This window comes from Bacillus inaquosorum (assembly GCF_023238325.1).
Lineage (GTDB): Bacteria > Bacillota > Bacilli > Bacillales > Bacillaceae > Bacillus > Bacillus inaquosorum.
The window spans coordinates 1,997,888-2,014,065 of record NZ_CP096592.1 but is presented as its reverse complement, the minus strand read 5'-3'; the positions used below and the strand labels follow the sequence as shown (position 1 = coordinate 2,014,065).

The 16,178-nt window shown below is 45.8% G+C and carries 1 protein-coding gene; it reads left to right on the top strand.

Going from position 1 to position 16,178, the window contains the following annotated elements:
* Positions 1–11 precede the first annotated feature (11 nt).
* Positions 12–16,106, top strand: coding sequence for a non-ribosomal peptide synthetase (locus M1M80_RS09970; protein WP_060398721.1), 16,095 nt, complete (start codon positions 12–14; stop codon positions 16,104–16,106).
* Positions 16,107–16,178 lie beyond the last annotated feature (72 nt).

The following is a 16,178-nucleotide window of genomic DNA, read 5'->3' as shown; positions in this document are numbered from 1 at the left end:
GAGGTGCTCCAATGTCGGTATTTAAAAATCAGGAAACGTACTGGGATAACCTGTTTGATGAAGATGACAGTCTAAGCGCATTCCCTTACTTTAAAGCAGTAGATAAGGCGCCATTGGCCCGTACCGGCTATCAGGAAAAATGCATCTGCCGTTCCTTATCTCCGGAAGTATCCCAAAGAATAATCACAATGTCTAATCATTCTGAAATGGCAGCCTATTTGATTTTATTGGCAGGTATTGAATGCTTGTTGTATAAATATACGGATCGAACGCGGCTGATTCTTGGCATTCCAACGGTATCGAAGCAAAAAAGCAGCCAGTCAGCCGTTAACACCATTGTCCTTTTGAAAAATACGCTTTCAAGCCAGAGTACGTTTAAAACCGTATTCGAGCAACTGAAAGAAGCCGTTAATGATTCGCTGAAAAATCAAAACCTGCCGTTTCGAAAAATGGTTCAGCATCTGAACGTGCAATACAATGATGAGCGTATGCCGTTGATTCATACCGTCGTTTCACTTAACGAAATTCATTCCTTGCGATTTAAAGAAGATGCTGCAACCGATACGCTGTTTCACTTTGATTTGGAGAACAACGGGATTCATTTGAAGCTTTTTTATAATGGCAATCTGTACAATGAGCGCTATATGGATCAAATTGTATCTCATTTGGATCAACTGCTGTCTGTGATCTTATTTCAGCCTCAAGCTGCGATCCATACGGCAGAGGTCATACCCGAAGCGGAAAAACAGAAACTATTATTTGATTTTAATGACACCGGCGCAAATTATTCCGGGAGCAGAACCGTCTATCAGTTATTTGAAGAACAAGCAGAAAGAACGCCTGATCATGCAGCCGTCAAGTTCAAAAACTGCCATTTGACATACAGGGAATTGAATGAACAGGCCTGCCGTTTGGCAAGAACATTGCGTAACTGCGGAGTTCAAGCCGATACGTTAGTCGCCATTCTGGCTGATCGTTCATTAGAGATGATCGTGTCTATTATAGCCATTTGGAAGGCGGGGGGCGCTTATGTGCCCCTGGACCCTGAATATCCAAAAGAGCGGCTTCAATATTTGCTTCATGATGCGAATACAGATGTTCTCCTTGTTCAGCGTCATTTGAAAAACAGCCTCACCTTTGACGGACCGACGATCGATCTGAATGATGAAGCATCTTACCATGCCGATTGCTCATTGTTATCACCCATAGCGGAACACAACCATTTAGCCTACGTCATTTACACCTCGGGCACAACAGGAAAGCCGAAAGGAGTCATGGTTGAACACGGCGGCATTGTGAACTCGCTCCAGTGGAAAAAGGCGTTTTTCAAGCATTCTGCCAAGGATCGAGTGCTTGTCTTGTATCCCTATGTTTTTGATGCATTCATTTTAAATTTCTTCGGCCCGCTAATCTCGGGTGCAACCTTGCATCTTTTGCCGAATGAAGAGAATAAAGACCTTTTCGCCATTCAAAATGCCATGAAACAAGAGAGGATTACACATTTTTCAACTTCTCCCCGTCTTCTGAAAACGATGATCGAACAGATGAATGCAGAGGACTTCATTCATGTTCAGCATGTTGTTGTAGGCGGTGAGCAGCTGGAACTAGATACAGTTGAGAAGCTATATTCTCTGCAGCCTCACATTCGAATCAATAATGAATACGGACCGACAGAAAATAGCGTGGTATCTACATTTCACCCTGTCCAGTCCGCTGATGAACAGATCACAATCGGCAAACCGGTGGCCAACCACCAAGCCTATATTTTAGGAGCGCACCATCAAATCCAGCCGATCGGCGTACCCGGAGAGCTGTATGTCGGAGGAGCCGGCGTGGCCCGCGGCTACCTCAATCAGCCTGAATTAACGGAAGAAAAGTTTGTTCAGCATTTGCTCCTCCCTGGTCAAAAGATGTATAAAACGGGTGACCTCGCCAGATGGCTGCCAGATGGAAGAATCGAATATTTAGGGCGAATCGATCTTCAAGTGAAAATTCGTGGCTACCGTATCGAGATCGGCGAGATAGAGGCAGCCTTGTGCAATCTTGAAAAAGTTCGTGAAGCTGCAGTCGTTGCGCGGGAAGCCGAAGACGGAGCCAAGCAATTGTATGCCTATTATGTCGGCGATCCTTCTTTGTCCGTTGCGCAGTTCAGAGACGATTTGTCTCGTAAACTGCCGGATTATATGATTCCCTCCTATTTTATCCATTTGGAACACATACCGCTCACTTCCAATGGGAAAATTGATTTGAAAGCTTTGCCTGCTGCCGAAGAAAAAACGCGGACGGATAACGAATACATAGCCCCGCGAAACTCAACAGAAGAACTGCTGGCGTCCATCTGGCAAGAAGTATTAGGGGCAGAGCGTATAGGAATTCTGGATAATTTCTTTGATTTTGGCGGAGATTCGATTAAATCAATTCAGGTGTCTTCGAGATTGTATCAGGCCGGTTACAAGGTGGATATGAAGCATCTGTTTAAATACCCCGTGATTGCTGAACTAAGTCAGTTTGTAGTGCCGCTCGGCAGAATGGCTGATCAAGAGGAAGTGAACGGCAGGACAAGTCTGACCCCGATTCAGCATTGGTTTTTTGAACAAAAAATGCCGAATGCACACCATTACAATCAGGCCGTCATGTTATATTCGGCGGAAGGCTTTAAAGAGGCTTCGCTTCGCCGGACGATGGAACGCATCGCCTCGCATCATGATGCCTTGAGGATGATTTTTGAAAAAAAGCCGAATGGATATGCTCCGCGAATTACAGGCACGGATGAAAGTGAATTATACCATCTGGAAGTGATGAATTATAAAGAGGAAACAGATCCGGCTCAAGCAATTGCCGATAAAGCGAATGAGATTCAAAGCAGCATGGTATTAGAAAAAGGGCCTTTGATGAAGCTTGGTTTGTTCCAATGTCCGGACGGAGATCATTTGCTGATTGCAATTCACCACTTGACGATTGACGGAGTATCCTGGCGAATTTTACTTGAGGATTTTGCAAGCGGTTATGAGCAGGCAGAGCGCGGACAAACGATCCGCCTCCCGCAAAAAACAGATTCATTTCCATTCTGGGCGGATCAATTGTCCAAGTATGCGGCGGAAACCGACATGGAACAGGAGATTGCTTATTGGACTGAGCTGTCAAGCATGAAACCGCAGCCATTGCCCAAGGACAACATCGGCAAAGGTTCGTTATTAAGAGACAGCGAAGAAGTGACGATTCAATGGACAAAAGAGGAAACAGAGCAATTATTAAAACAAGCGAATCGCGCCTACAACACGGAGATCAATGATCTACTGCTGACTTCATTAGGACTCGCCGTTCACAGGTGGACTGGCATAGAAGACATTCTCGTGAATTTGGAAGGCCACGGGAGAGAACCGATTATTCCGGATGTGGATATTTCCCGGACGATAGGATGGTTTACAAGCCAGTACCCTGTCGTACTGAGGATGGAAGCCGGAAAAGATCTGTCGCAGCGGATTAAGATCGTCAAAGAAGGACTGCGCCGTATTCCTGATAAAGGAATGCATTACAGCATCATCAAATATGTATCCGGGCGTCCGGAAGCCGCCAGTCTGCAGCTGAATCCGGAAATATCGTTTAATTACTTGGGGCAATTTGACCAAGACCTGGAGCATCAAGCTTTACGCATATCGCCTTTTTCCACAGGGTTATCGATGAATGAAAACCAAGAGAGAACGGCCGTGCTTGATTTGAACGGCATGATTGCTGAAGGGAAATTATCGATAACACTGAGCTACAGCAACAAACAATACGAAAGATCGACTATGGCGCAATTTGCACGAAATTTGAAAGAAAGTCTGCAAGAAGTCATTGCGCATTGCGTAAGCCGGCAGCAGACTACCCTGACGCCAAGTGACATTCTGTTAAAAGATATCACAATAGACGAACTGGAACAGCTCTTGGAGCAGACGCGTGAATGGGGCGAAGCAGAAAATATTTATCCATTAACACCGATGCAGAAGGGTATGCTGTTTCACAGCTTGTTTGACCCGAGTTCAGGTGCCTATTTTCAGCAAACGATGTTTGATCTGCATGGAGATCTGGATATTGACTCATTTTCGAAAAGCTTGGATGGCTTATCACAAAAATATGATATTTTCCGCACGAATTTTTACAGCGGCTGGAAAGATCAGCCGCTGCAAATCATATTCAGAACGAAAAAGATCGGTTTTGAATTCATTGACTTACGTGAGATGAAGGAATCACAAAAAGAAGAGATGATTCAGGAATATGCCAGAAGAGATAAGTTACAGGGGTTTGACTTAGAAAGAGGCGCGTTAATGCGGTTACTCATTCTTCGTACGGATGACGCGACATACCGTTTTATATGGAGTTTTCACCATATTTTGATGGACGGCTGGTGCCTGCCGCTGATTACAAAAGAAATATTCGAGCATTACTTTGCCTTGCTTCAGCAAAAGCAGCCTGAACAACCGTCGATTACTCCGTACAGTCAATACATTGAATGGCTCGGCCGGCAAGATGCAGAAGAGGCCATGCGTTATTGGGATCAATATTTGGAGGGATATGAAGAGCAAACCATCCTCCCTAAGGATCACCATGCGGCGGAAGATGAGCGATACATTCCGGAGAAAGTGACATGTGAAATAAGCACCGACCTCACTTTGAAAATGAAGCAGACGGCCGGCAAACACCATGTCACGCTGAACACGCTGCTGCAGACGGCATGGGCGGTTTTGCTGCAGAAATATAACCGAAGCCGAGATGTTGTTTTTGGAAGTGTTGTATCCGGAAGACCGGCTGGAATTCCAAACGTGGAAACCATGATTGGCTTATTCATTAACACCATTCCCGTCCGGATCCGATGTGAAGCCGGGACAACGTTTACCGAACTTATGAAAGAAGCGCAGGAAAAAGCAGTAGCGTCTCAAAAATTTGAGACGTACCCGCTATACGATATTCAAGCACGTACAACGCAAAAGCAAGATTTAATTACACATTTAATGATTTTCGAAAATTATCCTGTAGATCAGTATATGGAAAGCATAGGCCGGCAAAACGGATCATCCATCACAATTTCCAACGTGCAAATGGAAGAACAGACCAACTATGATTTTCATTTGACCGTTGTACCGGGCGAAGCGATGAACATCTATTTTGAATACAATGCCAGTGTGTATGAACGCTCAAGTATAGAGCGGATTCGGGAACATTTCATGCAAATCTTGCATCAAGTCATGACAGATGCGGATATCCAGGTGGAGCAAGTGGAATTGTTAACGGAAGACGAAAAAAGAACCCTTCTTCATACTCTTAACGACACGGCTGCACCATTTCCGAAGACGTCGGTTTATCAATTATTTGAAAAACAATCGCAGCGTACGCCCGATCAAGCGGCCGTCATCGATAAGGACAGGGAGCTCACGTACGGAGAGCTCAATAAGCGGGCAAACCAACTGGCGCGAACGTTAAGAGCGAAGGGCGTACAGGCGGATCATCCTGTGGCTGTCATCAGCAGAAACAGTATCGAATCAGTAGTCGGGATCCTTGCCGTTTTAAAATCAGGCGGAGCCTACGTCCCTATAGATCCGGAATATCCGCAAGACCGCATCCGGTATATGCTGGATGACTCTCAAGCCGGAATCGTTTTGATGCAGCGAGATGTCAGGGAACAGCTTGTCTATGAAGGCGTCACGGTTTTACTGGATGATGAAAGCTCGTATCACCAAAATGACTCTGACCTTGCACCGATAAGTGATGCTACCCATTTGGCATATGTCATTTATACGTCAGGTTCCACAGGCCGGCCAAAAGGCGTATTAATCGAGCACCGAGGCTTGACCAATTATATTTGGTGGGCGAAAGAGGTTTATCTAAAAGGCGAGAAAACCAACTTCCCGTTGTATTCGTCAATCTCTTTTGATCTAACGGTGACTTCTATTTTCACACCGCTTGTCACAGGCAATACGATCATCGTCTATGACGGAGAGGACAAAACAGCACTGCTTGCATCGATTGTGCAGGACCCGAGGGTGGATATCATTAAATTGACGCCGGCCCATTTACAGGTTTTGAAAGAAATGAATATCGCCGATAAAACGGCTGTCCGAAGAATGATTGTGGGCGGGGAGAATCTAAGCACCCAGTTAGCCCAAAGTATTCATAAACAGTTTGAAGGCCGAATTGAAATATGCAATGAGTACGGACCGACGGAAACCGTTGTCGGCTGCATGATTTACCGTTACGATGCCGTGAAGGACAGGCGGGAATCGGTACCGATTGGAACGGCTGCAGCAAACATGAGCATTTATGTGCTGGATGAGAATATGAAACCCGCGCCGGTCGGTGTCCCAGGAGAAATCTATATCAGCGGCGCCGGTGTGGCAAGAGGATATTTGAACCGGCCGGAATTGACGGCAGAGAAATTTGTCGATGATCCGTTTGAACCCGGAGCCAAGATGTATAAGACCGGAGATTTGGCGAAGTGGCTGGCTGACGGAAACATTGAATATGCGGGCAGAATGGATGAACAAGTGAAAATCAGAGGCTACCGTATCGAATTAGGCGAGATCGAGGCGGCACTGTATCAAGAAGAAGCGATCAAGGAAGCTGTTGTTACAGCTAGAGAAGATATCCACGGGTTTAAACAATTGTGTGCATATTACGTGAGCGGCGGGCAAATAACGGTTTCCCGGCTCCGGAAACAATTGTCTCATACTCTGGCAAGTTATATGGTTCCGGCCTATTTTATCGAGCTGGATGAAATGCCTTTAACCTCCAACGGAAAAATAAACAGAAAAGGGCTGCCGGCTCCGGATTTCGGGCTGCAGGACAGAGCAGAGTATAAGGCTCCCCGAACAAAAGTGGAAGAAATATTAGTTTCCGCCTGGGAAGCTGTATTAGGTGCAGAGAACGTCAGTATTCTGGATAATTTCTTTGACCTTGGCGGAGATTCTATTAAATCAATCCAAGTGTCATCAAGATTAAAACAGAGCGGATACAAAATGGAAATCAAAGACTTGTTTCAATATGCAACGATTGCCGATTTGAGTCCGCATATCAAGCAGAATCTGCGTATAGCCGATCAAGGTGAAGTCAAAGGAAAAGTCAGCCTGACTCCTATTCAGCATTGGTTCTTTGATCACATAACGATAGAACCGCATTATTATAATCAAGCCGTCATGCTGTATGCACCGGAAGGTTTTCGGGAAACGCCGCTTCGTCAAACCCTGCAAAAGCTTGCAGAACATCATGATGCGCTCCGCATGACGTTCCAGCAGACGGAAAAGGGATACGAGGCAAAGATTGCAGAGATTGCTCAAAGCGGGCTGTACCACCTTGAAGTCCTGAATCTGAAAGCAGAATCCGACCCGGGGCAGACAATTGAAGCCAAGGCTAATGAGATACAAGGCTGTATGCGTTTAGGTGACGGGCCGTTAATGAAGGCCGGATTGTTTCAATGTGCAGATGGAGATCACTTGCTGATTGCCATCCATCATTTGATTGTAGACGGGGTTTCATGGCGCATTTTATTGGATGATATTGCTAATGGTTACAAACAAGCTGAGAACGGGCAAGTGATTCAACTGCCGCAAAAAACAGACTCTTTCCAATTATGGGCCAAGAGGCTTTCAGAATATGCGCAAAGTGAAACCATAAAACAAGAACAGGAATATTGGACAGAGATCGAACAAACCGATGTGAAACCGCTGCCTAAGGATTTTCATGAAACACATACGACCTCAAAGGACAGTCAAACGGAAACCGTGGAATGGACTATAGAAGAAACGGAGCTGTTATTAAAACAAGCGAATCGCGCTTATAACACTCAAATAAACGATTTGCTTTTAACCTCTCTGGGTCTTTCCATATCGCATTGGTCAGGACTTGAACAGATTCCGATACATTTAGAGGGACACGGAAGAGAACAGACGATTCAAGATATGGATATCTCCCGTACGGTTGGATGGTTCACAAGTCTGTATCCGGTTGTGCTTCACGCGCAGCCAGGCAAAGAAATCTCTGATTATATCAAGACGACCAAAGAAGGACTGCGCCAAATTCCGCATAAAGGGATCGGATATGGAATAGCAAGGTACTTAAGCGGGTCAATGCCATCAAAACTGAATCCGGAGATTAGTTTTAACTACCTGGGGCAGTTTGACCAAGATTTGCAGCAGCATGCGATTCAATTATCCTCCTACTCCTGCGGTTCAGACTCAAGCGGGAATCAAGCCAGACCGTATATATTGAATATAAACGGAATGATAACCGAGGGCCGGCTGAGGATTGCGATCAGTTATAGCAGCAAACAGTACGCAAGAGAAACGATCAAGCGGCTATCGGAAACGATTCAAAGCCGCCTGCGGACAATCATTACGCATTGCGTTCATAAAGAACAATCGGAACTGACACCAAGCGATATTTTGTTAAAAGGCATGACCATTGATGAATTGGACCAGCTCCTCATTCAACTGCCGCATTCAGGTGAGATCGAAAACGTGTATCCGCTCACTCCGATGCAGAAAGGAATGCTCTTCCATAGCTTGCTGGATGAGGCCACAAGATCTTATTTTGAACAAGCATCGTTTGATTTGCAGGGAGAGTTAAAGATTGATTGGTTTAAAGCAAGCTTGGAACGATTATTTGAAAAATACGCCGTGCTCAGAACCCGTTTTTACAGCGGCTTGAACAATACTCCTTTACAAATCGTCTATAAAACACAAAAACCGCAAATTTATTTTGCAGATTTGCGTGACATAGAGGAGCACCGGCGTGAGGATAAAATCGCTGCCTATCAAAGAGAGGACAAGGCAAAAGGATTTGACTTGGCTCGGGGTCCGCTGATGCGCATAGCGATTTTCCGTATAGAAGACCGCAAATATCATTTGATTTGGAGCTTCCATCATATTGTTATGGACGGCTGGTGCCTGTCTCTTATCACGAAGGAAGTGTTTGAGCATTATAACGCCTTGCAAGAAGGCAGGGAAACAGAACCACCATCTGCAGCTCCTTACAGCGACTATATCGAGTGGCTTGACCGCCAAGATCAGGGAGCGGCCAAACGGTACTGGAGCGAGTATCTTGAAGGGTATAAAGGTGAAACCAAGCTTCTTCATAAAACACCGCAGCATGAACAAAAAGAATACGCTTATGCCAATGTGATCTGCCAATTCGATCACGAACAGACAAAACAATTACAGCAGATCGCAAATCAGCATCAAGTGACATTAAATTCGTTGATCCAAACATTGTGGGGGGTTTTATTACAGAAATACAGCGGGTCCGGGGACGTTGTATTTGGCAGTGTCGTGTCGGGAAGGCCGGCGGAAATCCCCGGTGTGGAACAGATGATCGGAATGTTCATCAATACCATTCCGGTTCGCATCCGCTGTGATGAGGACAGCTCTTTTGCTGAAGCGATGCAAATGGTTCAACAAAAGGCATTGACTTCCCAAGCATTCGATACCTATCCTTTATATGAAATTCAGACAAAAACGGAACAAAAGCAAAACCTGATTGACCATATCATGATCTTTGAAAACTATCCGATAGGACAACAAGTTGAACAGGCAGGCCATCATGATGCGGGACTGGACATCATGAATTTTCATATGCAAGAACACTCCCACTATGATTTGAATGTGGTTGTCATTCCTGGCGAAAAGCTTGCCATCCATTTCGGTTTTAATGAAAACGAATATGAAAAATCAGAAGTGGAGCGGCTCCGCGGGCATTTTGAACAGCTCATGCAGCAAGTATTGCAGCAACCGTCTGTCAAAATAGAAGAATTGGAGCTTCTGACTCAGCAAGAAAAAGAACATCTGCTCAGTCGTATTCAATCTGACGAGATGGATTACCCACGTGAACAAACGATTCATGAGTTGTTCGAGGAACAAGCGCATCGTACACCTGACCATGCGGCGGTTGTATTCGAGGGTAAACAATTAACCTACGGAGAACTGAACCGGCGATCCAATCAGCTAGCGCGAACCTTGCAGGCAAAAGGAGTGCAGGCGGATCAGCTTGTCGGCATTATGACTGAACGCTCTCTGGAAATGATTGTAGGCATTTTAGGGATTTTAAAAGCGGGCGGAGCATATTTGCCGATAGATCCTGATTCTCCGCCTGAACGCATCCGTTATATTTTAAGTGATTCGGGCATCAGCGTATTGCTTTATCGTGAGAAGCTGCAGAATAACATCGGCTTCCCAGGGACATGTATCGATCTCATAGAGGAACATGCCTATCACGAAAAAGACAACGGCCTTGCGCTCTCTTATCAGTCGAGTCAACTGGCCTATGCCATTTATACTTCCGGTACGACGGGCAAGCCTAAAGGCGCGTTAATTGAACATCGCCAGGTCATTCACCTGATTGAAGGACTTCGCCGCCAAGTTTATTCTGCCTATGATGCGGAGCTGAATGTAGCCATGCTTGCTCCATATTATTTTGATGCTTCTGTTCAGCAAATGTATGCTTCCTTGTTGTTAGGACATACCCTGTTTATTGCTCCCAAAGAGGTCGTGTCAGACGGTTCAGCATTATGCCGTTACTATCGGCAGAATTGCATTGACATAACCGACGGAACACCTGCCCACTTAAAGCTCTTGATAGCTGCAGGTGATTTGCAGGAAGTCCCGCTTCGGCACCTTTTAATCGGAGGAGAGGCTCTTTCCAAAACAACGGTAAATAAGCTCATGCGATTATTCGGCGATTATGGCGCTGCGCCTTCGATCACCAATGTATATGGGCCTACAGAAACTTGCGTAGACGCGTCCCTGTTCAACATAGAATGTTCTGCCGATGCTTGGGTACGCAGTCAAATTCATGTTCCTATAGGCAAGCCGTTAGGCAGCAACCGCATGTACATTCTTGATTCAAAAAAGCGGTTGCAGCCTGTGGGCGTTCAAGGCGAGCTGTATATTGCAGGGGACGGTGTCGGGCGGGGCTACTTGAACCTGCCGGAACTAACGGATGAAAAATTTGCTGCCGATCCGTTTGTCCCGACGGACCGAATGTATAGAACCGGTGATCTGGCCCGCCTTATGCCGGATGGAAATATTGAATTTATCGGCCGGATTGATCATCAGGTGAAAATTCACGGTTTTCGGATTGAACTCGGTGAAATCGAATCGGTAATACTGAACATTCCTGATATTCAAGAAGCCGCCGCAATTGCCCTTAGAGATGCGGATGGAGAATATTTCCTGTGCGGATACTATACTGCGGATAAGCCAATACAGATCAGTGAACTTCGCGAAAGTCTGGCCCGGCATTTACCGGGATATATGATACCGGCTCATTTTGTGCAGCTGGATAAGATGCCGCTGACGCCAAACGGGAAGCTGAACCGTCAGTTATTACCGGTTCCGGTCAAAAAGAGGGACAGTGGCATAGAATACGTGCCGCCGCAGACTTCGGCAGAAATCCATCTGGCAGCAATTTGGCAGGATGTTCTCGGGTTAGAGCAGGTGGGGATCCGAGATAACTTTTTTGATATCGGCGGACACTCCCTGCGGGCAACGGCGCTCATTGCAAAGATACAAAAGCAATTGCATGTCCAAATTCCTTTGCGAAACGTGTTCCGTTTCCCAACCATTGAACAGCTCGCGCGGGAAATCACGACGATGGAGCAAACCGGGTATGCCGGGATTCCTGCAATTGAGAAAAGACCATATTATCCGGTATCTTCGGCGCAAAAACGATTGTACATTCTCAATCATCTGGAAGGCGGAGAACTCAGTTACAACATGCTGGGTCTGATGGCTGTCGAAGGCAAGCTTGATCGTGATAAGCTGCAGCAAGCCTTCCTCGCACTGATTCAACGTCATGAATCTTTGCGCACCGGTTTTAAAATGGCCGGCGGAGAACCTGTTCAGTATGTCTTGGATCACGCAGAGTTTGAAGTAGAGTGGTATCAGGCAGAAGAAAATGATGCAGGCCTTTATATCCGCCAATTTATTCGCCCGTTTCATCTGGAGAAGCCGCCGCTGCTTCGTGTGGGGCTGATTGAACTTCAACCTGACCGCGGAATTCTGCTGTTTGATATGCATCACATTATTTCTGACGGAACATCTATGAGCGTATTGATTAAAGAATTTATTCGGATTTATGAAGGAGAGACATTACCGCCCCTGCGCATCCAGTACAAGGACTACGCAGTATGGCAGACCGGAGAAGCGCGGTTAAAACAGATCCAAAACCAAGAAGCCTATTGGTTAGAGCTGTACAGCGGCGACGTTCCTGTCCTTCATATACCTACCGATTATAAACGGCCGTCGGCACGGGATTTTGCGGGAGCTACGATGCATTTCACGCTTGATAAGCAAAAAAGCGAAGGATTAAAGCAGCTCGCATCCCAAACCGAATCTACTTTATATATGGTGCTCCTTGCGTCTTATACCTTATTGCTTTCAAAATACAGCGGCCAGGAAGACATTATTGTCGGCAGCCCTATTGCGGGGAGACCGCATGCGGATTTGGAACCCATTATCGGAATGTTTGTAAATACACTGGCGATGAGAAATCACCCTGAAAAAGGGAAGACGTTCACTCAGTATCTGTCCGAGGTGAGGGAGAATGCTTTGAAAGCTTACGAGCATCAAGATTACCCTTTTGAAGCGCTGGTTGATCAACTGGATATTGCCAGAGATTTGAGCCGTAATCCGTTGTTTGACACCATGTTTGTGCTTCAAAACACGGAGCAGGAACAGTTAGATATAAATGACATAACTTTCAAACCATACCCAAGCGAACATACGATGGCTAAATTTGATATAACCTTAACGGCTGTGGAAGAAGACTCGGGTATTCATTTCACGATGGAATACTTGACGGCTCTGTTTAAACCGGAAACGATCGAACGTATGATGGGGCATTTTGTGCAGCTGATTGATTCGATTATCAAACAACCTGAGGCCGAGCTGGCTGATTTGGATATGATAACCCAAGAAGAGAAGAGTGAAATTCAGAAACTCTTTAACGATACTGCAACCGCAGAAAAACGTATTCCGCCAACGATTCATCAACTTTTTGAGCAGCAGGCTGAGCTTAACCCAGACCATGAAGCCGTCCTGTTTGAAAATCAGACTCTGACTTATCGTCAGCTGAACGAACGTTCCAATCAGCTGGCGCGCGTCCTTCAAGATAAGGGTGTAGGCACAGATCAGGTGGTTGCCGTTCTCACGGATCGCTCAGCAAATATGATGATCGGCATTTTAGCCATATTAAAGGCCGGCGGAGCATTTCTTCCTATCGATCCGGAACTTCCTGATGAACGGCGGGCTTTTTTGATGAAAGACAGCGGCGCCGGTGTGCTTTTGACTAGTGCAGGTCATGCCATTCCGCCGCTCTTTGAAGGGGAAGTTCTTCTGCTTGACAATCCGTTACTATATCAAGGCGGGACAGATAATCTTCAACTTTCCTATTCGGAAAATGACTTAATGTACGTCATTTACACATCTGGTACAACAGGGAAGCCAAAAGGGGTTCAATTAGAACATAAAACGATGACGAATCTGTTCGCATATGAACGAGATCATACGCAGCTGCGTTTTGACAGAGTGCTGCAATTTGCTGCAATGAGCTTTGATGTCTGCTATCAAGAAATTTTCTCCGCGCTTTCAAGCGGAGGGACACTCTTTATCATCAGCAATGAGGCAAAACGGGAAATACGTCAGTTCAATGATTTTGTCAGAACGCACAGGGTACAAACAGCATTTCTTCCGACCGCGTTCCTTAAGCTCCTTGGCTCGGAGAAACACTATTTCGAACCGTTTGCCGAGTGCGTGGATCACATTATCGCTGCGGGAGAACAGCTCATCGCAACAAGTATACTGCGTGACATGCTGGCGCACCACCATGTCACTCTTCATAATCATTACGGTCCGTCGGAAACGCATGTCGTGACCATGTATACCGTTGATCCGGATATTGATCAGGAGCTTCAGCCGATCGGCAAACCGATTTCAAATACGGAGATTTTCATTTTAAATGAGGCCGGAACGCTTCAGCCTGTCGGGATCGTCGGTGAGCTTTGTATTTCCGGGGTCAGCTTAGCCAGAGGTTATCATAACAGGGAGTCTTTGACGCTCGAAACATTTGTTCCGCACCCATATGACACGAAACAACGAATGTATAAAACAGGTGATCTGGCCCGTTACCTTCCCGACGGAAACATTGAATATGCGGGAAGGATGGACCATCAGGTCAAAATCCGCGGTTACCGGATTGAGCTCGGCGAGGTGGAAGCCGCTCTGCTAAACATCGAGCATGTTCAGGAAGCCGTTGTCCTGTCAAAAGAAAATGCAGATGGACAAAACGATTTGTATGCCTATTTTACAGCGGAGCAATCATTGCCGATCAGTCAGCTAAAAGAAAAACTTGCTGATCAAATACCGGGCTACATGATTCCTTCATACTTCATCCAGCTGGAGAAACTGCCGTTAACCTCCAATGGAAAAGTAAATCGAAGAGCATTACCGATTCCTGAAGTCGGTTTGCAAACCGGGACTGACTACGTCGCTCCGCGGACGAGTATGGAAGAGAAGCTGGTATGCATCTGGCAAGACGTTTTGAAGGTAAAAGAAATAGGCGTGAAAGATAACTTTTTTGATCTGGGCGGCCACTCGTTACGGGGAATGACGCTCGTTGCCAAAATCCATAAGCAATTCAATAAAAGCATTTCATTAAGAGAAGTATTTCAATATCCGAAAGTTGAAGAAATGGCAAAGGCCATTGCTGAAGCTGAAGCCTGCGGACCGGATTATATTCCGGCTGCCAAAGAAAAAGATGTCTATCCTGTATCCTCCGTGCAGAAGATGGTTTACCTGTCAACACAAATCGAAGGCGGCGAACTTAGCTACAATATGCCGGGAATCCTTGCATTAGAAGGAAAAATCGATATGAATCGCTTAAAAACCGCTTTCCAAAGACTGATCCAGCGTCATGAGTCGCTGCGCACCGGATTTGACATGATCCGCGGAGAACTGGTGCAGGTGATCAAACCGCAAATGGAGTTCTCTATGGAAAGGTATAAGGCAGCACCTGACGAGGTTGAGGAACTTTTCCGCGCCTTCGTGCGGCCATTCGATCTCAGCCAGGCTCCATTACTTCGGGCTGGACTCATCGAGTTGGAACAAGACCGGCATATTTTTATGTTTGACATGCACCATATCATTACGGACGGCGCCTCCATGAATATTTTTGTCGAAGAACTGATTCAATTGTATGACGGCAGAGAGTTAGCTCCGCTCCGTATTCAATACAAAGACTTCACTGAATGGAAGCTGCAAAAAGAGCAAAGAGAACGAATCAAGAGGCAGGAAGAGTATTGGCTGGGTGTATTTCATGAGGAGCTTCCGTCATTCGAGCTGCCGAAAGATTTTGCGAGGCCGCCGGTGAGAAGCTTCGATGGGAAGCGGCACAATTTTGTGCTCGATAAGACTGTCATCCAAGGTGTAAAGCAGCTGGAAGAATTGACCGAATCGACCGCTTATATGATTTTGTTTTCGGCCTATTCCATACTGCTGGCTAAATATAGCGGCCAGGATGATATCGTCGTCGGTACACCTATTGCGGGGAGAATACATGAAGATTTGCAACATATCATCGGAATGTTTGTAAATACATTAGCCATCCGTACCGCTCCGATGGCGGAAAAGACATTTATGGATTATATAACGGAAATAAAAGAAACAATGCTGAAGGCTTATGAAAATCAAGAGTATCCTTTTGAAGAATTAGTTGAAAGACTGGGTGTGAAACGGGACTTAAGCCGCAATCCATTGTTCGATACGATGTTTGTCATGCAAAATACGGAACAAACGGATATTGAGGTAGACTCTCTCTCCGTCAGACCTTATGAACAAACAAATACGGCTGCCAAGTTTGATTTACAGCTGACCTTTGTAATAGACCAGGATGAGATACAAGGCAGCTTTGATTACTGCACGAAGCTATTTAAAAAGAAAACCATTGCTGTATTGGCCAAGGATTACGTCATGATCCTCTCGGCGATTTTACGAAATCCATCCATTCCTTTAAGAGAAATTCAATTAAGCGGAAAAGTAAACAAAAGTAAACACCTCGCAAGCACAATCGAATTGGATTTCTAATAATGGCCGGCGCGGCTGTCCCGGCACGAATGCCGCGGCTGCCGCAAGCCGCCTTCAAAACAGGAATGAAAC